At 45.5% G+C, this 25,228-nt stretch carries 15 protein-coding genes and 1 pseudogene; 10 read left to right on the plus strand and 6 right to left on the minus strand.

Going from position 1 to position 25,228, the window contains the following annotated elements; all coding sequences use genetic code 11:
- Positions 1–580: 580 nt before the first annotated feature.
- Positions 581–1,816, minus strand: a complete 1,236-nt coding sequence (locus H6G03_RS30690) for an LL-diaminopimelate aminotransferase (protein ID WP_190473515.1) — start codon at positions 1,814–1,816, stop codon at positions 581–583.
- A 455-nt stretch (positions 1,817–2,271) separates the two neighbouring features.
- Here H6G03_RS30690 and H6G03_RS30695 point away from each other — a divergent pair, with 455 nt between their 5' ends.
- The 4 genes from H6G03_RS30695 (at position 2,272) to H6G03_RS30710 (ending at position 8,050) form a co-directional block, all read left to right on the plus strand.
- Entirely contained in the window at positions 2,272–3,027 is a 756-nt protein-coding gene (locus tag H6G03_RS30695; RefSeq protein WP_190473518.1) for a MinD/ParA family ATP-binding protein, read from the plus strand.
- 67 nt (positions 3,028–3,094) lie between these two features.
- On the plus strand, positions 3,095–4,132 hold the full coding sequence (gene glsA, locus H6G03_RS30700; RefSeq protein WP_190473521.1) for a glutaminase A: 1,038 nt from the start codon (positions 3,095–3,097) through the stop codon (positions 4,130–4,132).
- 858 nt (positions 4,133–4,990) lie between these two features.
- Entirely contained in the window at positions 4,991–6,028 is a 1,038-nt protein-coding gene (glsA, locus tag H6G03_RS30705) for a glutaminase A (RefSeq protein ID WP_190473523.1), read from the plus strand.
- 168 nt (positions 6,029–6,196) lie between these two features.
- Positions 6,197–8,050 carry a PAS domain S-box protein gene (locus tag H6G03_RS30710; protein ID WP_190473525.1) on the plus strand — a complete coding sequence of 618 codons (1,854 nt, stop codon included), beginning with the start codon at positions 6,197–6,199 and terminating at the stop codon, positions 8,048–8,050.
- Positions 8,051–8,195: 145 nt separating this feature from the next.
- Here the strand turns inward: H6G03_RS30710 and H6G03_RS30715 are convergent, their stop codons facing one another.
- On the minus strand, positions 8,196–8,384 hold the full coding sequence (locus H6G03_RS30715) for a hypothetical protein (RefSeq protein WP_190473528.1): 189 nt from the start codon (positions 8,382–8,384) through the stop codon (positions 8,196–8,198).
- A 122-nt stretch (positions 8,385–8,506) separates the two neighbouring features.
- Between H6G03_RS30715 and H6G03_RS30720 the strand changes: the two genes are divergently transcribed.
- The 3 genes from H6G03_RS30720 (at position 8,507) to H6G03_RS30730 (ending at position 13,184) form a co-directional block, all read left to right on the plus strand.
- Positions 8,507–10,933 (plus strand): adenylate/guanylate cyclase domain-containing protein, encoded by a 2,427-nt coding sequence (locus tag H6G03_RS30720; protein WP_190473533.1) that lies wholly within the window; start codon positions 8,507–8,509, stop codon positions 10,931–10,933.
- Between the two features lie 271 nt (positions 10,934–11,204).
- The gene (locus tag H6G03_RS30725; protein WP_190473536.1) at positions 11,205–12,707 is read left to right on the plus strand and encodes a mechanosensitive ion channel domain-containing protein; all 1,503 of its coding nucleotides are present in this window, start codon (positions 11,205–11,207) and stop codon (positions 12,705–12,707) included.
- A gap of 105 nt (positions 12,708–12,812) precedes the next feature.
- Positions 12,813–13,184, plus strand: a complete 372-nt coding sequence (locus H6G03_RS30730; RefSeq protein WP_190473561.1) for a DUF2237 family protein — start codon at positions 12,813–12,815, stop codon at positions 13,182–13,184.
- A gap of 47 nt (positions 13,185–13,231) precedes the next feature.
- Here the strand turns inward: H6G03_RS30730 and H6G03_RS30735 are convergent, their stop codons facing one another.
- A complete protein-coding gene (locus H6G03_RS30735; protein WP_190473541.1) occupies positions 13,232–14,599 on the minus strand; it encodes an AAA-like domain-containing protein in 1,368 nt (455 codons plus the stop codon).
- Between the two features lie 1,045 nt (positions 14,600–15,644).
- Positions 15,645–16,382 (minus strand): DUF928 domain-containing protein, encoded by a 738-nt coding sequence (locus H6G03_RS30740; RefSeq protein ID WP_190473544.1) that lies wholly within the window; start codon positions 16,380–16,382, stop codon positions 15,645–15,647.
- Between the two features lie 436 nt (positions 16,383–16,818).
- Here H6G03_RS30740 and H6G03_RS30745 point away from each other — a divergent pair, with 436 nt between their 5' ends.
- The 3 genes from H6G03_RS30745 (at position 16,819) to H6G03_RS30755 (ending at position 24,633) form a co-directional block, all read left to right on the plus strand.
- A complete protein-coding gene (locus H6G03_RS30745; protein ID WP_190473547.1) occupies positions 16,819–18,636 on the plus strand; it encodes a ShlB/FhaC/HecB family hemolysin secretion/activation protein in 1,818 nt (605 codons plus the stop codon).
- A gap of 226 nt (positions 18,637–18,862) precedes the next feature.
- Positions 18,863–21,736, plus strand: a complete 2,874-nt coding sequence (locus H6G03_RS30750; RefSeq protein ID WP_190473550.1) for a beta strand repeat-containing protein — start codon at positions 18,863–18,865, stop codon at positions 21,734–21,736.
- 62 nt (positions 21,737–21,798) lie between these two features.
- On the plus strand, positions 21,799–24,633 hold the full coding sequence (locus tag H6G03_RS30755) for a CHAT domain-containing protein (protein WP_190473554.1): 2,835 nt from the start codon (positions 21,799–21,801) through the stop codon (positions 24,631–24,633).
- 151 nt (positions 24,634–24,784) lie between these two features.
- Here the strand turns inward: H6G03_RS30755 and H6G03_RS30760 are convergent, their stop codons facing one another.
- Both H6G03_RS30760 and H6G03_RS38365 read right to left on the minus strand, forming a co-directional pair.
- Entirely contained in the window at positions 24,785–25,009 is a 225-nt protein-coding gene (locus H6G03_RS30760; RefSeq protein WP_190473558.1) for a DUF4142 domain-containing protein, read from the minus strand.
- A gap of 25 nt (positions 25,010–25,034) precedes the next feature.
- Positions 25,035–25,228: pseudogene (locus H6G03_RS38365) on the minus strand (RNA-guided endonuclease TnpB family protein); the annotation flags it as partial.

Raw genomic sequence — 25,228 nt, forward strand, 5'->3', positions numbered from 1 at the left:
ATTGATAGAATAATTGCAGTTGCCCTCCATTTGATCGATCCTCAACATTTAAGAAATTGGTTCACTCGTTGCTGTTACTGTACCTCATAACAGCGGGAACCGCTGTACTAATCTTCGCCTTCTCACAAACGAGATTTTTGGACAATAGCTCAGATTTATCCTCATCTTTAAGGATAAGTGGGGCAATTTGGCTCTTCCGTACTTAGTGTGCCAAATTATTAGTTTTCTGTTTCCATATACTGTAGTTGGCTAGATTTCAAGGCGATCGCACTTATACTGTAATGTCATAAGGCAAACTTTGGATGGAAATAATCTCAAAGCCTTATGGGACAAAAGCTTTAGGATAAAATTTAAGTTAAATTAGCACACTAAGTACGGAAGAGCCCCATTTTGTTACTAGCATAGGGGCTATGGCAAAACCTGGCTTTAAACTGCGGCAGAATCAAACTTTAAATTACAATTATTTCCATAACTACGGGAGAGCCACATTTTTGTAGGGACACGACATCATTAAAACTTGGATGAGCGAGATGATATGATGATGCCGCATCCCTACAACATAATAGACCGGGGAAGAACCCTACACCTTAAACTTATCCACGATCCTTCTCATCGCTTCTTCGACATTTTCGCGACTGTTAAATGCGGATATGCGGAAGTACCCTTCCCCAGCAGCGCCAAAACCGGAACCGGGTGTTCCTACCACGTTGACGGTATGCAGCAATTTATCGAAGAAATCCCAACTGGATAAACCGCTGGGGGTTTTCACCCAGACGTAAGGTGCATTGACGCCACCGTACACCGATAAACCGGCATCGGTCAGTTTTTCCCGAATAATTTTGGCATTTTCCATATAAAAGTTGACAAGCGCTTTGACTTGTGCATCTCCTTCCGGGGAATAAACTGCCTCAGCAGCGCGTTGCACAATGTAGGAAACTCCATTGAACTTGGTGGATTGGCGGCGGTTCCACAATTTCCACAGTTCTACGTCGGAACCGTCTGCTGCTTTTGCTGTCAGGTTTTTAGGTACTACGGTAAAGGCGCAGCGAGTACCGGTGAAACCTGCGGTTTTGGAGAAGGAACGAAATTCGATCGCACACTGCCGCGCCCCTTCAATCTCGTAGATAGAATGAGGAATATCCGCATCGGTGATAAACGCTTCGTAAGCAGCATCGAAGAAAATAATCGAATTATTCGCCAGTGCGTAATCTACCCACGCTTTGAGGTGTTCTTTACTGGCAACCGCTCCCGTGGGATTATTGGGAAAGCACAAATAAATCAAATCGACTTTTTCGGTGGGAAGCGAGGCGGTGAAGTTGTTTTCTGCGGTAATAGGTAGATAAACTAAACCCTCAAATTCTCCTTTATCGTTGGCAACACCAGTATGTCCCGCCATCACGTTGGTATCCACGTACACCGGATAAACCGGATCGGTAACTGCGATCGTATTATCGTTGCCGAAAATATCCAGAATGTTACCCGTGTCGCATTTGGAACCGTCGGAGATGAAGATTTCCGAGGCGTCAACTTCGCATCCCAGCGCTTGGAAATCTCTGGCAGCAATTTTCTCCCGTAACCAAGAATAACCCTGCTCTGGGCCATAGCCTTTGAACGTGCTGCGATCGCCCATTTCTGCCACCGCATCAATCATCGCCGTGCGGCAAGCTTCCGGCAGCGGTTCCGTCACGTCGCCAATGCCCAATCGAATTATCTTAGCATCCGGATTTGCCTCTGCAAAGGCATTCACCCGCCTTGCAATTTCCGGAAATAGGTAACCTGCTTTGAGTTTGAGGTAGTTGTCGTTAACAGTTGCCATGTTGAATCGCTACAAACGCCGTGAACTGACCGCACTTACCCTTTGGGTAAATGTAGGCTTCTGGCACATTTTAAAGCTTCTTTGAACTTGCTTGGCAGGAATGTAACTTTTTATCGCCGGATTTTTGAGGAAGTTGTGATATATGATTTGGCGAGCGAAAGCGGGTCGCTGGGTATCCTCAATAATATCATGTGTTTAATTAAATATTGTCAACCAATTGAATAAATACAAAAAAATAAAAATTATATTTTTTTTGAAAATAACTTAAGCCGTCGGCAATAAAATCAATCTTCCTACATTTCATACATTTCCTACTTGACGGCTGAGGTAGAGAAATGCTGGAATTACGGAAGACATTAAATTAAGTAGATGAATTTAATGGTATTTTATAAAAGTAAAACTCTTAGAGCCAATTTGGCAGCAGTAGAGTTCTGTAGTAGGGAGTACATCAAAAAATGCCTAAAGTAGTATCAATTCACTCATACCGGGGCGGAACCGGGAAGTCAAACACAACAGCAAACCTTTCCACGAGTGTGGCGCTGCAAGGTCAGCGAGTCGCTGTGGTTGACACCGACATCCAATCTCCCGGAATTCACAATCTTTTCGGTCTAGATCCCGAAAGAATGGACAAAACCCTCAATAACTTTCTGTGGGGTCAAGCTCCCATTGAAGATGCTGCTTATGATGTTGGTGGCAACGTCGGCGTACAAGGCGATGGCAAACTTTTTCTAATTCCCGCCAGCATCAGACCAGACGACATATCTAGGATTCTCAGTGAAGGATATGACGTAAAATTGCTGCACGAGGGATTTCGCAAACTCGTTAAAGGTCTCAATCTAGACTACTTGTTCATCGATACCCACCCAGGTTTGTCTAAAGAAACCTTTCTGTCGATCGCCATCTCCCACGTCTTAATTTTGATTTTACGTCCCGACAAACAAGACTACCAAGGTACGGCGGTGACGGTGGATGTAGCAAAGCAGTTAAAAGTTCGCAAAATGCTGCTAGTGGTGAACAAAGCATTGAGCAGTATGAATTTCGATGCTTTGAAGCAAAAAGTAGAGGACACTTACGGCACTACAGTAGCCGGCATCTTCCCCTTATCGGAAGATATGGTACAACTGGCCAGCGAAGGAGTTTTCTGCGTGAAGTACCCAGATCATCGCGTCAGTCAGGAGTTTCGCAAAGTAGCTCTACAGGTGATGGCCTAAACGATCGATCGCAGCTCCCCAAAGGAACTTGCTCTTTGCACTACCCTACCCTAAGAGTATCAAGAAAATGGCTGAAAAACATGATTTGAAGTCACTAGCCAGTGCAATTCAGTCCTTTGCTTCCTCATCTCCATTTCTTTCGTATCTCACGGAGTTATATGAAAAATATGAATCCGTAAATGAGGGCACTGTCGCCAACTACATTCCGGAGTTGGGGAAAGCCTTACCGGAATGGTTTGGCATCTGCGTAGCGACGGTGAACGGTCAGGTGTTTGAAGTGGGGAATTGCAACCAACTGTTCACGATGGAGTCGATCTCGAAACCATTCGTCTACGGACTGGCACTGGAGGATTACGGTCGGGAATATATCAACAGTAAAGTCAGCGTCAAGCCGATCGAAGAAACCCTCAACAGCATTGCCTTGGATGAGAAAAGCAAGCGCCCCTATAACCCGATCGTCAATGCAGGGGCGATAGCCACCACCGATCTAATCAAGGGCAATGGAGTAGGCGCACGTCTTAAACGCATTCTGGATATGTTTGAGCGTTATACCGGACGAAAGCACGATATTTATATGCCAGCTTTCGTCTCCGATAAAGCATATGGGAATCGGCATCGGGCGATCGCTTATCTTATGCTCAACTTTGGCATAATCAGCGAAAAAATAGACGAAACCCTCGACCTCTATTTTCACCAAAGTGCCATCCAAGTCAATGCCCACGATCTCGGAGTTATGGCAGCTACCCTCGCCAATGGGGGCGTCAATCCCATTACGGGAGAACGCGCCATTGATGAGCGCTACGTCCAAGATGTAGTTAGCGTCATGCAAACCTGTGGAATGTACGACTCAGCGGTCGAGTGGGCTTACCGGGTGGGAATGCCTGCCGTCAGTGGGATTAGCGGTGGTATTAGTGCGGTTGTACCGGGAAAACTCGGCTTGGGAGTCTTCTCGCCGCCTGTGGATGAGGGAGGCAATAGCATCAGAGGCATGAAGGTTTGCGAAGATATTTCCAAAGATTTTGGTTTGCATATATTCAATGTCGCCCAACCAAAACACAATCTGAAAGACTTAATTGAAAGTGGGGAATCAGTTGATGATTGGTAGTCAATAGCAGCAGTCAATCCAGAAAAAGTTTGGCTCTGATTTGCTTAGTATTCCATTTGAGCAGAAGAGGGCAGGGAAAAGAGAAATAAAAATGTTCTTAATTTGAACATTTGGATAAAACTCCCAAACATCCCTATATGACCAGTTAGAAGCGTGGAGGTGAGTCAAGGTTTCGCTCGTCATTAGACATTTCCTCCAAAAGAATCTCAAAGGGCAGGCAGGATGCCTACCCCACAAGAATTTTTCGAGATGTCTATTAAAGCATAGGACGATGGCGACAACTCCCTCCCCAGTATTCAAAACATCATTTTTCCGAACGAAAAAGTGTTATGCCTCTGTCTTTTAGCACACTGAAATAAGATTTTTGTTTCAAGCAGTATATCATCAGGTGTATTTATCGATCCGAAAAGTTTTTAACTAAGCTTTACTCCAGCCTAGTTGAAAAATTTTGGCATAAGTGCTGGCTCACAAAAATATCAGGTTATTATAGCTTTCAGCTATTTGAAGCCGGTGATTTTTCGCGATCGGGTCTTATGCAGAGGATCTAAATTTAGGGTGAATTCAGCAATTAGCCCTACTAGATATAGGTTTTTTAAACTGGCTGTATAAGTCCCTGAAGTTTACAGGGGTTTTCAAATAGACATCTCCTCCAAAAGAATTTCTCTCGGCAGGCAAGATACCTACCCCACAAAAATTTTTGGAGAGGTCTAATGAGTAAGTCAGTCCCAATCCACAGGTTGCGGGCAATGCACCCCTACAGAAAACTGTGGCCAAATCATCTGAAAATAGCTGTAAATATTTAAAACGATGAATTTGGTATGCGTTCGTAAAATACCCTAACCCAAGAGTACAAAGAACATGGCTGAAAAACACGATTTGAAGTCGCTAGCAAGTTCAATCCAATCTTTTGCTTCCTTATCTCCTTTCCTATCCTATCTTACGGAATTGCACGAAAAGTATCAAAACCTCAATGAGGGTGCAATCTCCGATCGCATCCCGGAATTGGCAAATGCCTTACCGGAGTCGTTTGGTATCTGCGTGGTGACAGCAAACGGTCAGGTATTTGAGGTGGGCGATTGCAAGCAATTGTTCGCGATGCACTCAATTTCCAAGCCATTTGTGTACGGATTGGCACTGGAGGATTGCGATCGCGAGTATGTCAGCAGTAAGGTGAGCGTCAAGCAAGCGGGAGAAACTATCAACTCCATCGTCCTAGATAACAAAAACAAGCGCCCCTACAATCCGATCGTCAATGCAGGAGCGATCGCCACCACCGATATGATTAAGGGTAATGGCATCAACGAACGCCTCAAACGTATCCTGGATATATTTGAGCGTTACACCGGACGAAAGCACTCTGTTGACACTGCAACCTTTTTCTCCGAGAAAGGGATTGGAAATCGCGATCGAGCGATCGCTTACCTTATGCTCAACTTTGGCATTGTCAGCGACAAAATTGAGGAAACCCTTGACTTGTACTTTCAGCAATGTTCGATTTTGGTCAACGCACGCGATTTGGCGGTAATGTCAGCTACCCTTGCTAATGGCGGTGTCAATCCAATTACCGGACAACGCGCTCTTGATGAACGCTACGTCCAAGATGTGGTTACCGTCATGCACACTTGCGGGATGTATGACGCCTCTGGAGAGTGGGCTTACCGGGTGGGGATGCCTGCCGTAAGTGGAGTTAGCGGCGGTACGATCGCCCTTGCGCCAGGAAAACTCGGTTTGGGAGTATTTTCGCCACTTGTGGATGAAGAAAACAATAGCGTCAGAGGTATAAAAGTTTGCAAAGACCTGGCCAAAGATTTTGGCTTACATTTATTTAATGTGACCAAACCAGAGCGCGATTTAAAAGCTTGGATTGAAGGTGGCGACTCAGTTGAGGGTTGGTAATCTGGAATGATGCTGGGCTTTTAGGTAAGCCCAGATATCATCTCAAATCGGTTTGCATTCAGAGCTTCTGGCTGACAAACAGCCTTTAATTGATTTGCAGTTTTCAGCCAGAGTATAACGTAACACAAGTATAATAGCTTATAAAATTTCGCATCAGCAAGTTTTCTTATGTCGAGCAAATCCTTCAAATCGCCAATTTCCCAAGTCCTTGGAAAAATTCCGCTCCGCATAGTTATGATTGTCCCGTTTGTCCTACAAATTACCGCTGCGGTGGGAATAGTAGGATATGTATCTTTTCAAAACGGTCAGAAAGCAGTCAAAGACCTAGCCAATAAATTAATGGATGAAACTACCGGTCGCATCGAACAAAATTTGCATACCTACCTGGAAATTCCGCATCGCGTTAACAAAATCAAATTAGATGCGCTCGAATCAAAAGTGTTAAATATGGACAATTTATCAGCTTGGGAAAACTTTCTTTGGCGGCTAGTGCAATTATATCCAGAAGTAAACGTTTCAACAGTTGCTAATAAAGATGGCAGAATAAGAGCGGGAGATCGTCTAGAGGATGGTACTGTGCTGATGCCCGTATTAGACGATTTTACTGACTATAGTCTCCAGATTTACAATACCAACGAAAAAGGCGAGCGTACCACAGTCGCAAAAGTCATACCTAACGATATTTCTGGGCCAGAAAGACGATATTGGTACACACGTCAAGTGTGGTACAGAGATGCAATTAAAGCAGATAAAGCAACTTGGGGCTCAATTACTGTCTCATTGGTGGAACCGAGTTTGCTAATTACTGCCCTCGAAACTATACACGATCGATTGGGAAATACGCAAGGAATCATGCTCACTTCCTTGCGCTTGAATAGTACAGGTAAATTTTTAAGAAGCCTAAAGATTGGTAAAACCGGACAAGCTTTTATTATGGACGATCTAGGAAGATTAGTAGCAACTTCTACTGATGAAATTCCATTTCGGATCGACGAAAATGGTAAAAAGCAAATGTTCAAAGCTACAGATAGTAGCGAGCGAGTCACCAAAGCCACATCTGCATATTTAGCAAGCCATCCGGAAATCTTCAACAATTTTCAAAGTTCCGAGCCGATCGATTTTAAAATAGACGGCCAACCGCAATTTTTAAGGCTCTTACCGTTCCGGGACGAGAAAGGGCTCAATTGGCTAGTGGCAGTTGTAATTCCAGAATCAGACTTTATGGAACAAATTAATGCCAATAACCGCAATACCATTCTCCTATGTATTGCTGCTTTAGTTATAGCGATCGTTTTCGGCATTTTTACCTCTCGTTGGATCAGCCAACCTATTCTCAAATTGAGTCAAGCAGCACAAGCTATTGCGGAGGGAAACCTCCATCAAAATGTGGAGGTAAAAGGGCTAAAAGAAGTTAGTGTTTTGGAAATATCGTTTAACAGTATGGCCGAGCAGTTACTGGACTCATTTGCCAGTTTAGAAGCGAAAAACGAAGCCCTGCGAATTGCCGAAGAAAATTATCGCAGTATCTTTGAAAATGCCTTAGAGGGAATTTTTCAGGCTACCAAAGAGGGCAGTTACATGAGCATAAATCCCGCAATGGCACGCATTTACGGTTACGATTCGTCCGCCGAGATGTTGGCGGCAGTCACCGATATTAGCGCTCAACTTTATGTTGATAGCAGCAGCCTAGATGAGTTCTACCGTCAGATGGAAGAAAAAGGTAATGTGCAAAAATTTGAGTATAGAGCTTATCGCAAAGATGGCAAAATTATTTGGGTGCAGGAAGATGCTAGGGCTGTACGCGATACTAACGGAAATGTACTGTACTATGAAGGTCTAATCCAAGACATTACAGAACGCAAGCGCCGAGAAGAAGAACTCAAGCGCCAGTTGCAAGAACTTCGCATTGAAATCGACCAACAAAAGCGTCAACAGGAAGTTGCGGCGATTACCCAAAGCGATTACTTCCAAGAAATACAGGCAGAAGCGAGCGACATTGAGTTAGATGAATTTTGGAATTAGTCAGCGGGTAACCACTCTCCCGATCGGACGTCGGTACCCTCACCGACGCCCACAGCCAATTTTATCTGACAATAGCCTTGAGGATTTGCCCATACAGATGGCCCAAGGCAAAAGAGGGGAAAGTGACCTGCTTTGAGCAGCCAACTTACCGGAAAAATGGCAGTATAGTTTGGGTGGAAGAAAATGCCGCGCCGTTTGCGATCGCAGTGGCAACGTACTTTATAATGAAGTTTTTATCTGGGGGATTGCAAAACACCAGCAGCACAAAGAAGACTTCCAGAGCAGATTGCACGAGTTTAGGATTAAGATCGATCGGAAACTCATCCATACGCATTGGTTTGGCATTATCCGCAAAACGTTCTGATTAGCTAACAAAAATTTGTCAAAAAATATTACAAAAATTCGAGTTTTAACTTGCTCGTTTGTCAGAAACTGAAGTGAGAGGTAAAAAAAGAAATGTTAAAAATTAAGCAATTTAGCATCAAATCAAAACTAATGGTCATGCTGCTGACAGCCAGCTTGGGATCGATCGCAATAGTTAACTACCTGGCTTGGAACAAAGCTAAAGAAACCCTCCAGGAAACTATTTTCACCCATCTCACCAGCGTGCGTGCCACCAAACGGGAGCATATTGAAAATTATTTTAAAAACATCCAGAATCACCTAGAGACGCTTTGCGAAGACCGAATGGTTGTCGCGGCGATGGTAGAGTTCAACAAAGGTTTCAAAAAACTCAACGACGAGTATGTAGAAAGAAATTTAAATGCAGAGATAGAAAGATATTATCAAACCGAGTTTTTTCCTAGACTTTCCAAAACCATTGAAGGGGTGCCTAATTATGAAACCTACGCTCCCACAAGCCAAGCGGCTCAATATCTTCAGTATCACTACATTGCTAAAAACCCCAACCCGATCGGCCAAAAAGACGAATTAGTTGATGCCAAAGACGGGAGCGAGTACAGCAAATACCATGAAAAGTACCACAGTATTTTTCGCAATATCACTAAAAAATTCGGCTACTACAATTTTTTCTTAATCGATTTCAAGACAGGGGATATCGTTTACACCGTTTATAAAGAAACAGATTTTGCTACCAACTTGAACGAGGGGCCCTATCGGCAGACCAACCTGGCACAAGCTGTTGCCAAAGTGCGAGAAAACCCAGAGCGCGGGGCAATCCAGATGGTCGATTTCAGTCCCTATCGTCCCTCCTATGGAAAACCGGCGGCATTCATCGCCGGCCCGATTTATAACGGCCCTCACGTCATCGGCATTTTAGCTGTGCAACTGCCGATCGATGAGATCGATAACGTCTTGACTGGGAACGGAAACTGGGTCAGAGAGGGACTGGGAAACACAGGGCAAACTTACTTGATCGGCGGAGATTTGCTCATGCGTTCCAACGCCCGCTATCTGTTGGAAGACCCGGAAGGATATAAAAAAGTATTGCGAGCCAGCGGTACGGCAGAAAGCACCATCAATTCGATCGCCCAACAAAACACCTCAATTCTTTTGCAGAGGATAGACACCGAAGCGACGCGAGCGGCATTAGGAGGCAAGGAAGGCATCAAAGTCGTCGATAACTATCGTGGCGTACCTGTTCTGAGCTCGTACTCACCCGTGAAAATCGACGGAGTTCACTGGGCGATTTTGGCAGAGATGACTCTTCACGAAGCTTATGAGTCCGTGTCTGCCCTGCAAAACTTCCTCCTCATAGGGAGTGTGATAGTTATTCTTGTGATGACCTACTTGGCAAACCTTGCTGCTATTAATTTTGTCAAGCCGATCGACACGATCGTCAAAAGCACACGCCCAAACGATCCAGATAATGCAGAGTCTGATAAGTATGTCAACGCTAAAGACGAATTTGACGAAATCGGGCAAATTGTCAGCGAAATGCGCCAGACCATTCACCAAAATAAAGAATTGCTAGAAGAGAAAAACCGCGAGAATGAAGAACTGCTGTTGAATATGATGCCCAGCTCGATGGCAGAGCGGCTGAAAAAAGGCGAAACTCTAATTGCTGAGAGCTTCCCGCAGGTAACAGTATTGTTTGCCAGCATCAATGGCTTCGGCGAAGTGGTTGCACAGAGAGAAGTGCAGCAAAATGCGGCGATCCTTAACGATTTGATCGATATGTTTGACCAAGAAGCCGAAAAATACGACGTGGAGAAGTTTGCCGCCATTGGGGAACGCTACATAGCTGTATGTGGGCTGACAAAGCCACATTTGGATCAAGCTAAGCGGATGGTAGATTTTGCCCAAGCAATGTTAGAAGTTCTCAAACAAGCTAACAACAAACACAGAACCCAACTGAGCCTCCGCATTGGCATTCACACAGGTGAGGTCATGGCAGGGATTATCGGAAACAAAAAGTTTGCCTACAATATTTGGGGCGAAACGGTGAATATTGCCAGAATCCTAAACGTTCAAGCCGAACTGCATACAATTACCATCAGTAAGGACGTATACGAGCGGGTGCGCGACTTATATCGTTTTGAAAAAGGTAAAGATGTTCAGTTGGAAACTACAGGCAAAATCGGTACTTGGGTGCTGAGGAAGAAATGGTTGACGGGATTGATGGCAGACCTCATGTTCGATGAGGAGGAAGACCCTCTCAATAGCGACGACGATCGGGATTTGAAAGACGATCGCGATGTCAAGAAAGCTCCAGAAGCAAAGGAAAACAATGCTTTGGCGGCGCTGGGGCTCCAATCCCCCATCTCTTTCGACGATTTCGACGATTTAGATGCCAAAGACACTCCTCAAACCAAAGACGCCCCACAAACCAAGGAAAAGAACAACCAAATTGTGCCGGGACTGCAATCCCTATTACCGTTAGACGATCTCGACGAGCGAGACCCCTTTAACGACAATGCCTAAAGCGCAGATCTTTCTTGTATTGGGATATGGGCTGAGAAAGCGGGTTTCTTTGATGAGGAAAGCCGAAATTTCGTTGTCGCATCCCCAAGCAAACCGATTGCTGGGATTATAGCAACCGCTTTCCTCAGTTAAGAGGTTCTTAATTCCACCAAACCCTTGATTCGACGCCCTTATTCCCCTAAATCCTTTTTTTCTTTTAACTTTTGACTTTTGACTTTTGACTTTTGACTTTCTAGCCCCTAGCTATACATAAAAACGGAGGATTGACAGTGTGACAAACGAATCTTTGTGGATCTGGGGATTGGTTCTGATTATTACATTCCCGTTAGCGAATATTGGATTGGCAGAGGGCGTCCAACGTCTGCAAAGGCGAAGGAATCCCCTATCGGGCTTTTTGGACAACACGCGCAAACTCGTGTTGCCCACTTTGGCGGTTTTGTTGGTAATGCGGCTGTTTCTGGGGTTTGAAGATACCGATTTATCATTACAAATTGTTCAGACAGTTTATTGGACTGCCGCAATGGTGAGCTGTCTGTCCCTAATCAATGCGGTGCTTACTCCCAAACCGAAGACAAATGATTGGCAAATCTATGTGCCGGGTTTGTTTTATCAGGTAGCGCGTATGCTGGTGATTTTAGTCATCATCGGCTATATTCTCGCTGCGGTATGGCAAGTCGATTTATCTAAAGTAGCTGAGGCATTGGGGATCGGTTCCCTCGTGATTGCACTCGCACTACAGGACACACTTAGCAACCTTGTATCCGGGTTCCTGCTGCTGTTTGAATCACCGTTCAAACTGGGCGATTGGATTCGCGTGGGCGAACTAGAGGGTGAGGTGATCGAACTCAACTGGCGAGCTGTGCGCCTCAAAACAAGGGAAAGGGATGTGGTAATTATCCCCAACGGAGTTTTGGGAGGAGAAACTATCTACAACTACACTTTGCTCGATCCCGTTCACGTAGAAACAATTGAAATCAGCTTTCCTCACTCGACTCCGCCTAACTTGGTTAAGCGCGTGTTAAACGATGTCGCCCTCACTACAAAAGGTGTATTAACTAATCCAGCGCCGGAAGTCCTCACCAAGTCTTACGGCGAGTACATGATTTCATACGAAGTGAGGATTTATATCCGAAAATTCACCGACCTCTACCAGATTCGCAATGACTTCGTAACCCGGATTTATTATGCTGCCAAGCGCTATAAGTTAGGTGTTGCTTTGCCAGTTGCGATCGAGTTTGACAAACTTGACATTAGCCATCTTCAAAAAAGCTATAGCAGCAAAGAAATTGCCGAATTCTTGCGAACTCTTCCTTATTTCTTCTCCATCAACCCTGAAGAAATCGACAAACTCGCTCAAACATCTAAGTGGGAAGAATACGGATTGGACGAAGAGGTGATTGTAGAGGGGCAAATCGTTGGCGGTCTCTACATCATCCGAGAGGGAACCGTTAAGGTTGCAGTCCAAGACATCGACAATCGAGAACACATCATTGCCAAGTTGTCCAAGGGTGAGATTTTTGGGGATACAGTAATTGTGTCAGGGGAAACAAGCCCTGTATCGGTAACTGCTACCGACGATCTCACGGTAATTATTATCGATCGCGACTCGGTAATGCAGCTGATCGATCGATATCCTAAGTTTGCCCTGGAAATCAACCAATTCATTGAAGAACGTAAGAAAGCTTTGATTGCGATCAAAGGAACAGAAGACAGCTCGAACAAAAATACAGCACGTAATGGCTATCTCAGCAGTCGCCGCCTTATCGGCAGCTGATATATTTTTGTTTGATGAAATCTATTTAAAAGCAATGGGTTACGATAGTTTTATCGAGCCAAAAGTTGCTCTTTGAACAAATCGCAATTAGGTTTAGCTGCTATGATGACACGTGCAAAAAATGTCCTTGGAGGAGAGCTTTTGACTTGCTGTACTTCTCCCATGACCGGCTTTTATCGAGATGGAAAATGTTACACCGGAGCTGGGGATATTGGGGCTCATATAGTCTGCGCCCAAGTTACCGAAGAGTTTCTTGCCTTTACCAAATCAAAGGGCAACGATTTGAGTACGCCTGTACCGGCGTTTGATTTTCCCGGCTTAAAACCAGGCGATCGCTGGTGTTTGTGCGCCGCTAGATGGAAAGAAGCACTCGATGCCGGTGTTGCACCACCCGTAATTTTGTCAGCAACCCACGCTTTGGCGGTGGAATACGTTTCCTTAGATGAACTGAAAAAACACTCTCTCGATGTTGCTTAAAAATCCTGGGAATGCTTCAACTTTTCGTAGCTAAGAATACGAATAGTTTACTTTTTACTGACTAGCTGGGATCGAAAATAAAGACGATACAATTCGCAACTAGGTTTGGCATAATTTCCATCGAGTTGTACCAATCTCATGCTTTCTAATTTATAGGCTGCGATCGCTTCCAATGCGACGCCGCCATCAGCATTCACAACCTGTTGCAAAGCGGATATTAATTGGGGTTCATCTCGCAGCACCGCCAAAAGGCCGCGCAAATGGTGGCTGTAAATGCCAGATGATGTAGGAGCTGCTTGCAATAAGTTCTTGAACGAAATTTCTTTTCGACACAGATGATAAAAGGCGACGTTAACTAAATAAGGATGTCCTCCCACCATTGACATCAGTTGCTCGATTTCTTTAACATCACTCCAATTCACTCCATATCGCCTTGCCAAATCTTGCACTTGTTCCAAGTTAAACTGGGGCAGCTTAATCGATAAACCCACGTTAAAAGGAGATTGCGATAGCTTCAAGGGAATATAGATTTCTGTGGAGTGAACTACGACTAGCCGCAGTTTTTCCCAAGCTTCAACTGATTGTGCCTGTTCGTGCCAAAATCGCAACATCGGCAGAAAATCTTGTGCAATTTGGGGATGCTCGAAAATCCGATTGACTTCATTAAAAGCCAAGACGATCGGGCAATCAATTTGCGGCAGCAGATACCCTTCAAAATAGATTTTGCAGCTGACTTTGCTGCCCATATCCTCATCCCAATATTCATCTAACATGGGGTTAAGGCCCAACTGCCTGGTGGCATTGGCACATATCCAACGCAATAAGCGATCGAGCGAGCTTAAAACTGCTTGGTCTGCTTCCTGAAAATCCAAGTAGACAGTTTTGTATTCCAAATTGTTCGCATGAGCGAGAATCCGCGTCAGAAGCGAGCTTTTTCCCATCTTCTTGGGTGCTTTGATCCGGATCACGCATCCCGGTTGTGTAATTTCAGCATAGGAGAGTTCTTCAATCGGGGGGCGATTGATGTACAAAGCTGAATTTAAAGGTACAGGACTGCTGGGAAATACCAGCTCGGTCTGTATAACTGAGCTAGATAATGTATTTGTCGATACAGTATCTGTTCGCAATTCCGGCGCGGTTAGCGTTTGCGATTGAGCTAGATGTTTGTGCCCATACTGGTTGAGAACTATATAAAGATTTTTTTTGGTTACCCGTTCGCCCAGTACCTCTGAAAGGTCATGCCACAACTGGGAACCTATTTCCTTAATGTGAGCGCTACCGTAAGCTGCCTGTCTGGCCATCTCGCTATAAGTTTGCTGGCTCCACGACTGACGCAAGACCAAGCGCTCTAAGGGATTGAGCTGCCTGCCCAGCAGATTTTGTTCGACCACTTGCAAAAGCTCTTCAATGCTCATGTTTTTAGCAAAAGAAATTTAGAGGGACATTGCGGACGATTACTTTCATACTTAGAATACCACTTTTCCTACTTTTCCTACCTTTTTCAGCAATAATTTTCCGCCATGTAACTCTTGAAAGCTAGGGTTCTTTATGATATAAACCTGACCTACTTCTGGTGGAAGCGGTTTACAGACAAACATATTTTTCCATAGATTCATACCCGGAACTTGTGAGCATGATGAATTAGTGTGTCTGTTTCTACATCCTCACTGAGGATATTTAGCTCTAAGCTGCGAGAAAGTGCGATCGTAATCCGTACAATTTCGGAACTTTCGGAATTGATTTAATCGGGAAACACGTAACCTCAGTGATTGAGGAAAGCCTATTAGCGACCCACAAGCAGAAAGTTTCCAGTCAGAACAATAATTGCCAAAGTTTTTTCAGGGTGATATACCGCCCGAAGAGTCTGTGGCAGTGAAATGCAAAGCCCAAACAAATAGAGCTCTAGCCATTTTAGAAATTGCCATAACCCCGTCACCCAATTTTGGATTTTGGATGAGAGGATTTTGGATTGTCTGGGCCTTGAAAAGACGGAGTTTGAAATTCCGAATTTTTTTTGATGATTACCCTTGAAATGGGAGACTTGAAATCATTTTTTTCCATCAAACGCAGTAGGATAATCAATGCAGGAATGCTAGGGACTGTTATCAATCCACCCCACCAATCCCAAATGGTGTTTTTTAATTTTTGTTCCCCGTTCATACATATGAAGAACTGAATCAAATGAATTGCCAAGATTGAGATTTATATTACGTCAATTTTCATCAAAAACCTGTGACACATAATCTTTACCACAGTGATTGTTTAAGCAAGTTAGAGTGATCTGAATCACTCGTTATTGATTGAGTGCAGGGGGAAAAAATAGTTTTTGCACATTCAACTAAACAATAACAATGCAATTTTTAAATTTTTCCGAATTTCAAGCTCCATCCTGTTAAGGCGGAGCCAATTCAAAATCCAAAATCCTTGCATCGGGTGACCCCGATCGTTCTTATTTTGGTATTAATTATTCTGCGCTTGGCAACAGTTAACTATGGGTGTTTGCCCAAATTCGCTTAACCCGACAGACTGGAGAAGTTGCTGCCATTCAGCAGAAATGGTGCGATCTTGAGGGCGCGATCGCTTCAATTCTGCCAAAGTGGCGACCGTTTCGTACCAGTATCCATTTTTGGCATAAAGTTCCACCTTCTGGAGCGGTTCCGCGCTGTTTATCTCGCTTTTGAGGGCAGAACTCAGTTCTTTGCGTTCCAACCATCCTTCCACCACCACATTCCGCAATGGTTCTTTTGGATCGCAAATTACTGCCACAGTCCACTTATAGCGTTTGCCGGTCTCCAAAGCGGGAGCGGTATCGGGAAGTGTAAAGCTAACAATGCCAGGAATACCTGTCAGAGTAAGAGTAGTTTGGTAAATTCCATTTGAGTTTTCATCCCACAAACTGAATTCGGCTTTCAAAGGTTGAGATTCAGGAATTTGGACAAGGATTGTGGGATATGCCGCTGCCGCGATCTCTCCATCTGTAGCGGGAATTAAAGCAGCTACCTGAGATCTTGCACCGCCTGTTGCCGACTGGCTGGAGGCTCTTTCTTGGATGCAAATTCCCCGCGATGCGCCCCCTGATGTTCTCTGAGGACTTCCTTTGGGCTGGAAGGTGACGCTATTAACGGGTGCAAGTGGAAACAGGGATAGTACAACGGTTATCCCAGACAACAATAATCGCGATAATTTCTTCTTATACATATATAAACTCGACAGGAACACGCTTCTATGATGTTGTAATTTGTATAAATTTGCCACTCATATATAAAAATTTTTATAAAAATTTTTCTTTTCTTTTTCGTTATCTGTTATATTAATAACCTACTTTTATTCGCCACTGTAAAACTTGTCTGCAAGCGTTTCCGCTTGCAGATGTTAAGGAATATAACGGTTTCCATTTAAATTAACTACAGCCTAGAACTCGTTTGCACTTTTTTTATCGGGTTTTTCTGTACGTAACGCATTTCAAAATGGCTGTATAAATTAATTCAGCGAGCGCTGATTTCTAGCTTTTAGCAGATCCTTATTTTTTGGGAAAGTCAATCTGAATCATAAAGTAGGTAAATAACTTACTCTGTTTTCTAGTGACAGTAGTTTCAAAAATAGCTTATTTGAGGGATTGTGGAGAGTGTTTGATATGGTTCATCAATTGAGGAGGCTATTTTGGCTAATAGGAATTTTTTTGGTAATGCTTGGGGAAACCAAAACAGTAGGCAGCACGACAGCAAATTTGCCCGTCAATCTTCAAAAGTTGGAAATTACCGATCGCGATCGGGATATTATTTCAGCAATCCCAGAATCGATACAAAATACACTAGATGTGCAGATAAGTCAACTGCCTAACCCAATTTTGCCAACAGAACCCGAATTACCGCCTCCGACGTTACCGCAACCGCAACCATCTCCCCTGCAACCAATCCCAACAACTCCTTCTCCCAGCGAGACTCCCCTGGAAATTCCGGGCACAATTCGCGTAGAAAGGTTTGAATTTGAGGGAAATACAGCGTTTAGCGATCGGGAATTGACTGAAGTTACCAAACAGTTTACCGGACGAGAAATCGGCTTTGCGGAACTACTGCAAGCAGAAGCAGCCGTGACCGCAAAATACACACAAGCAGGATACGTGAATTCCGGCGCGGTGATTCCGGCTAACCAAACCTTCAACAGAGAGGGAGCGGTTGTTAAAATTCAAATAGTAGAAGGAGGATTGGCAGAAATTCGGGTTACGGGAACTCGCCGCCTCAATCCCAGCTACGTGCGATCGCGCTTAGAAATTGCCACCCGCGTACCCCTAAATCGTAACCGTCTGCTGGAAGCATTACAACTGCTGCAACTCGATCCCCTCATCGCCAATGTCTCCGCCGAACTCCAAGCCGGAAGCCGTCCGGAAAGAAGTAGATTGGAAGTGCGGGTGAAGGAAGCAGACACATTCACTGTGCAATTATTTACCGATAACGATCGCTCTCCCAGTGTCGGTACTTTTCGCCGGGGTATTCGCTTCCACCAAGCTAATTTACTCGGATTGGGTGATGGACTGCAAGTATCTTACGCCAACACCGACGGCAGTAACGAATTGGACGCCAGCTACACGCTTCCTGTCAATCCCCGCAACGGTACAATAAGATTCGCAGGTGGTATTACCCATACCCACGTAATTGAGCCACCATTCGATCGCATTGATATTGAAGGAAAATCTCGCACTTACGAAGTAACTTATCGTCAACCGATTGTGCAAAAGCCATCTGGCGAGTTAGCTTTGGGAGTCAGTTTCTCCCGACAGGAAACCGAAACTTACTTGCAAAACGAAAAATTTCCCTTATCCCCAGGCGCAAACGATCGAGGAGAAACGCGAGTTTCCGCTTTTCGCTTTTTTCAAGAATATGTGAAACGCGATCGAAATCAAGTTTTCGCAGCGCGATCGCAATTTAGCGCCGGTGTCGATTTCTTCAGCGCCACTACAAATGATGATGCACCGGATAGTCGCTTTTTTTCCTGGCGCGGACAAGCTCAATACGTGCTATTATTAGCACCGGAAACTTTGCTGATCCTGCGTTCCGATATTCAGCTTGCCACAGATTCGTTATTATCTCTAGAACAGATTGGCATCGGCGGTGCAAGCAGCGTGCGAGGATATCGACAAGATTTATTATTAACAGATAACGGTGCGATCGCCGGAGCGGAAGTGAGAATACCCATCCTCAGAGTACCTAAAGTAAGAGGATTGTTGCAACTTGCTCCCTTTATCGATTTTGGCATCGGTTGGAATTATAGTGGCGAAAAATCCAATCCCGACTCAAATAAATTGCTGGGTGTCGGATTGGGGTTGCTGTGGCAGATGAGCGATCGTCTCAATGCGCGTGTAGACTACGGTATTCCTCTGATTGAAGTTGATGCAGGCGATCGAACTTGGCAAGAGCAAGGTATTTATTTCTCGATTAACTACTTTGCCTTTTAGAGATAAATTTTGACAATTTTTTGAGGTCAGAGATGCAAACTGATGCACAAGGAGGAGCTAGTGCCGCTACGCGGAAGTCAAAAGTCAAAAGAAAGGGGTTAGGGGCGAGGGAAAGTCAATCATTCAAAAATTCCTCCTCTTTCCTCTTCCCTATTTCCTCTTTCCTCTTCTCTCTTCTCTCTTCTCTCTTCTCTCTTCTCTAGCCCCTAACCCCTAACCCCTAACTATGTCAGCTACTTTGCCAAAGCTTGCGATTTATTTTGTTCCCAGCGCAGTCTTAAACCTGCTAGCTTACCTTTATCCAGCCGTAGGACAAATTATACCCGATCGCACATTAGGCAGCGAAAATTCTCAAGTAGTTCCCAATGTAGAAATTAAAGGAGTACAGAGCGATCGCATCGACGGCGGTGCGATGCGGGGTAGCAATCTCTTCCACAGTTTGCAAGAATTCAACATCCCAGAAGGAAGAGGAGCTTACTTTAGCAATCCCGACGGGATTATCAACATTCTCACTCGCGTTACAGGCGGAAATCCCGCCAACATTTTCGGCACATTGGGAGTATTGGGAAATGCCAACTTATTTTTAATCAATCCCAGAGGAATTGTGTTTGGGCCGAACGCCAGATTGGATTTGCGCGGCTCATTTTTAGCATCAAGTGCTGATAGTATTGTATTTGAAAATAGCTTTGAATTTAGCGCCAGCAATCCCAGCGCACCACCACTACTAACGATTAACATTCCCAACGGTTTGCGATTTCGAGATCGTCCCGGTAGCATTACCGTACTGGGAAGCGGACATAACTTGCAGGCGATCCCGAAGATAGGCGGTACTGATTTCCGCAATCGCCCAGTTGGATTGCAGGTCGATCGCGATCGCACCTTAGCATTAGTTGGGGGAGAAATAACCATCGCCGGCGGGAATCTCACCGCACCAGCCGGACAGATTGAGCTAGGCAGCATTGGCTCAGAAGCTTTGGTAAAATTGACTCCACTGCCCTCCGTTGACGAAGAAATTAGAGGGGGTGGTTGGGCATTCGACTATACAGGGATTGACAATTTCCAAGATATTCGTCTGATACAAGCGGCATCTGCAATTACCGTCAGCGACAAAGGCGGCCCAGTAAACCTGACAGGCAGACAAATCACCGTGACAAACGGTTCTGCCATTCACAGTAGCACCGATGGAGCCGGAGCGGCGGGAAGCATTACAGTCAGAGGAACGGAGACAATTGAAGTATCGGGTTTTGCTCCCTCTATTTATCCCAGTGGCTTATTTGCTGATGTCAGACAAGGCGCAACTGGTAAAGGGGGAAAAGTAACCATTGAAACCGCTCGTTTATTACTGGCAGGTGGCGGTCAAATCAGCAGCGGTACATTTGGGCAAGGGAATGGAAGTACTCTCACCGTAAGGGCTAGCGATGCGATCGAAATCATTGCCAACCTCAGTAAGGAGCCATTTCCCAGCGGTTTGTATACTACTGCCGCACCGATATCTTCAGGCAATGGCGGTGATATAACGATCGCAACTGGGCGATTGCAGATAGTAGGAGGAAAGGTCAGCTCTGATACCCTGGGTCAAGGCAACGGCGGTAACTTGACCATCGAAGCCCAACAATTGCGAGTGGAAGAGGGGGGACAGATAGGTACCGGTACCTACGATCGAGGCAACGGTGGCAATCTCACAATACGCGCCAGCGAGAGCGTCGAATTGATTGGTTTCATTGACAGATTTCCCAGTGGCATTTTCAGTGCCGTCACGCCAAAAGCTGTAGGTCAAGCAGGCAACTTGACGGTTGAAACTAAGCGATTGCGACTGGAAAACGGGGGACGGATAGCTTCTGATACCCTGGGTCAAGGCAACGGTGGTAATCTCACTGTACGCGCTAGCGAGAGCGTTGAATTAATAGGTGCCAGTGCCACCTCTCCCAGTGGCTTTTTCACTTCCGTTGCGCCAGGAGGTGTAGGTAAAGCAGGTAACTTGACGGTTGAAACTGCTCGATTGCGCTTAGAAGATGGGGCACAGATCAGTGCCGGTGTATTCGGTAAAGGCGACGGTAGTAATCTCACAGTACGCGCTACTGAGGCTGTCGAAGTCAGCGGTAAGACTGCAAAAGGAAACCCCAGTGCCTTGTTCGCTTCCGTCCTAGAAACAGGAGTAGGTAAAGGCGGTAACGTGACGATCGTCACCGAAAGATTGCAAGTTGACAATGGTGGTGTGGTAGGAGTAAGTGACTTTTCCGGAACAGGCGGGGCAGGTACGCTGACCGTAGCAGCTAACTCCATTCTGCTCGATCGCGGTATTCTCAATGCCCAAACCAAAGCTGGAAACCAAGGTAACATCGAGCTTTCTGCCGGCGATATCCAACTGCGACAGGGCAGTATGATTGAAGCTAACGCTCTTGGCAGCGCCACAGGCGGCAACGTCACCCTCAACAGCGATATCCTGCTGGGCTTTCCTGGGGAAAATAGCGATATCACTGCCAACGCTCAAACAGCCCAAGGCGGGCGCGTTACGGTCAATGTTCCCAATATTTTTGGTATTGCAAGTGTCGATCGCGAGCAATTGCGAGATAATCTGGGACTAACCGATGCAGAATTCGCTGCCCTACAAGTCAATCCGACTTTCTTACTATCGAGTAGCGACATCAGCGCCATTTCCCAAACCGCTGGCCCTGACTTGCAAGGGACGGTAACATTTAGCACCGCAGGTGTTAATCCCGCTCAAGGTTTAGTCGAACTGCCCCAAAATATCGTCGATCCGGCTGCGCTGATTGCGGCGAATCCCTGTACTCAAGGAGCGGGTAGCGAATTTACCATCACCGGACGGGGTGGTTTGCCGCCTTCTCCTAACGATCTTCTAGACGGCGAAGTGTCTCAGTTTAACTGGGTGGAGCCTGCTGTGGGGAGTGGGGAGGAAAGTCAAAAGTCAAAAGTCAAAAGTCAAAATTCCTCCCTCTCCTTCTTCCCTCTTCCCTCTCCTATTCCCGCACAAGGTTGGGTGATCGATGGTACTGGGGAGGTGACGCTTGTGGCTTACAATCCTGGTAATCCTGTTTCCGATCGCACTCCCAAGTCTTCAAATGTTTGCTTACCGCGATGAAACTCACAGTAGTATGATGCTTCAGACCTTGGTTATAGATCGATAAATCAGGAGTAAAAGTCATGGTATTTTGGATTTTGGATGAGAGGATTTTGAATTTACTCCGTCATTTCAAGGCGGAGCCAATCCAAAATCCAAAATCTAAAATCCAAAATCGCGTGACGAAATTGCGTTGGCTCCCACAAGCTACTTTTTTATTTGTCCTCTTTTTTATCTCTTTTCTATTAGTAATTACCACTCCTGTGGCGGTAACTCAGGTGAGAGGAGCCGAGACGATGCAACTGCATCAAATTTCTGGTTTTAACCTTATTCAAGAAGCACGGAATCTCTACAATGAAGGACGTTTCCAAGAAGTAGCGCCTTTGTTGCAACAGGCAGCAGCAATGTTTGAAAGGCAAGGCGATCGCCTCAATCAAGCAATGGCTTTGAGCAATCTAGCGGCGACTTTAGCACAATTGCAGCAGTGGGATGAAGCGGAACAAGCGATAAATTCCAGTTTATCTGTGCTAAATTCGCCAACCAAAAGTGCGGAACAAGTGCGAATTTTGGCTCAAACTCAAGATATTCAAGCACAACTGCAACTAGAACGCGGACAAGTTCAAGCGGCTGTAGATACTTGGACGCAGGCATCCAAACTGTATCGGCAAATTAATGCCAACGAGCAATTTATCGAAACTCAGATTAACCAGAGCCGAGCTTGGGAAGCGTTGGGATTGTATCCTAGAGCCTGCAAAACTCTCTTAACCGCTTTGAAACTGGAATCGGAAACTTGTAGATTTTCTAAGGAAACTTTGGCAAGTTGGCAAAATCAACCAGCTTCTCGCCAAAATATCCAAGCTATGAATGCGTTAGGTCAGGTTTTGCGAGTTTTGGGGCAACTGGAACAGTCAGAGCGAGCTTTAATGGCGGGGTTGGCGGCGGCTCAAAAATTGAACTTAACTCAAGAACAAGCGGCTATTTACCTCAATTTGGGCAATACAAAACGCGCTTTTGCCAACGAATCTATCTCAGAAACAGAAGAGAAAATTCAGTTTGAGCGATCGGCTGTGGAAAATTACACCAAAGCTGCCCAAATGTCAACTCGCAAAGAGACGCGAATGCAAGCGCAGGTTAATCAATTCAGCTTATTGCTGGATGGGGAAAAGCGATCGGAGGCAGAGGCATTGTGGCGATCGATCCAATCTCAAGTTAGTGAAATTCCATCCAATCGAACTGGACTCTACGCGCAAATTAATTTAGCGCAAAACTTGTTGAAATTGGCGATAAGGGAGCGGGAGAGCGGGAGAGCGGGAGAGTGGGGGAGTGGGGGAAATTCTGTCTCTCTCTCTGCTAATCTCCAGTCTCCTTTATTGAGAGAGATCGAGGAAATGCTCGATCGAACTTTAGGAGAAGCGAAGCGTTTGGGCGATCGGCGTATCCAAGCTTATATCCTGGGTATACAGGGTAGGTTATGGGAAGTCCAGCAGCAACAAGTACAGGCAGAAAAGCTCACAAATCAAGCTTTGAGTTTGGCTCCTCCTTTTGAATTTCCCGAAGTTGCTTACGAGTTGTTTTGGCAAATGGGACGCCTCCGCAAAGCGCAAGGGGATATAGAAGGGGCTGTGGGTTACTATAGCCAAGCTGTGAATATCTTATCTTCTCTGCGAGCTGACTTGGTGACCATCCAATCGCAAGTACAATTCTCGTTTCGGGAAAGTGTCGAACCGATTTATCGCGAGTTAGTGGGGTTACTTTTGGAAGGAGAGGGGAAGGTTACCGATCGAGCTAAACTGAAGCTAGCTCGTCAGACGATCGAGTCTTTGCAGTTGGCGGAATTGGACAACTTTTTCCAGGATGCTTGTGCAGATGTGAAAGCCAGAATAATTGATGAAGTCGATCGCACTGCTGCGATTATCTATCCGATAATTTTGGGCGATCGCCTAGAGGTGATTCTATCTGTTCCCGATCGCGTAGCGTCTTTGCAGGAGAATCGATCGCTGCGCCATTACAGCACCGCCAAATCTAAGGCTGAATTGGAAAGTATTTTCAAACGAGCAAGAGTTTCCCTCAGACGCACTGCTTTTCCACAAGAGCGGTTACCCCTCGCACAACAACTCTACGATTTGTTGATTCGTCCTGCGGAAAAAGATTTAGCGGCAAGTGGCGTTAAAACTTTGGTATTTGTTTTAGATGGCTATCTGCGAAATCTGCCGATGGCTATTCTGCACGACGGTCAAAAATATCTGATCGAAAAATACAGCATCGCTCTTACTCCCGGACTTCAATTATTAGAACCGCGACCGCTGACGCAAGTAAGATTGAGAACGTTGACAGGGGCTCTGACAGAGGCGCGTCAGGGTTTTCCTGCTTTACCCGCAGTCGCGAGTGAAGTGGAGCAGATTTCTTCTGCGGTTCCCGCTGATACTCTCATCAATCAGCAGTTTATCACTCAGGAACTACAAGCACAAATCAACAAAATTCCTTTCCCAGTTGTTCACTTGGCGACTCACGGTCAGTTTAGCTCGAAAGCATCGGAGACTTTTATTTTGACTTGGGATGAACGTATTAATGTTAAGCAATTAGATCTATTGTTGCGTTCTCGTTCCCAGGAGAAGAAAGCGCCGATCGAACTGCTTGTCCTCAGTGCTTGCGAAACTGCGGCGGGAGACGATCGCGCTGCTTTGGGTTTGGCAGGGATTGCAATTCGATCGGGTGCCCGCAGCACATTAGCTACACTTTGGCAAGTAAATGACGAATCTACTTCGATCGTGATGGCGGAATTTTATCGCCAACTCACCAAGCCGGGAATTAGCAAAGCGGAAGCTCTTCGCAACGCGCAACTGAAGCTATTGCGAAATCCTCAATATCAAAATCCCTACTTCTGGGCACCTTTTGTGCTGGTAGGGAATTGGCAGTGACAAGGGGTTAGGGGTTAGGGGCTAGGGGTTAGGGGTTAGGGAAGAGGGAGAACGGAAGAACGGGAGAACGACATAAAGGTCGAAAATGTACATATAAATTCCCCCACTCCCCCACTCTTCGTTTTGACTTTTGACTTTTAACTTTTGACTTTTAACGGCTCATCGGCATAGCAGGTGTATCGGATGTACCGGAAGCATCGTCGCTTCCGCGTGCGAGGCTGTAACCGGTCATCGTTGCGGCCATTTCCAAATGACCTTGCACTGTGGGCAAGGTTCTAGTAGCAAAAGCTCTCAGATCCGAGTCTTGTCCCATGCGGGTTTGGCGCTGGTAAACCGCCGCAGCTTCCAAGTGATTATTAACCCCAGCTTCATTCATATATGCTTCTTGACACTCAAGAGCCCTAAAGGGACGGGGATTCTTCATTCATAGACTCAGCTTGCTTGCGACTGGATTACTCCAACCAAAGTAGCGGCCAAATCTCCTGAAGCGTTCGGATCTTCGATCCAAGTTCCGGTATGCCCTACCGTACTCAAGGCTACTTTTAGAATCATCAGTGCCGCATTCCAATCCCTGTCCAAAATAAATCCACATTTA

The organism is Aerosakkonema funiforme FACHB-1375 (assembly GCF_014696265.1).
Taxonomy (GTDB): domain Bacteria; phylum Cyanobacteriota; class Cyanobacteriia; order Cyanobacteriales; family Aerosakkonemataceae; genus Aerosakkonema; species Aerosakkonema funiforme_A.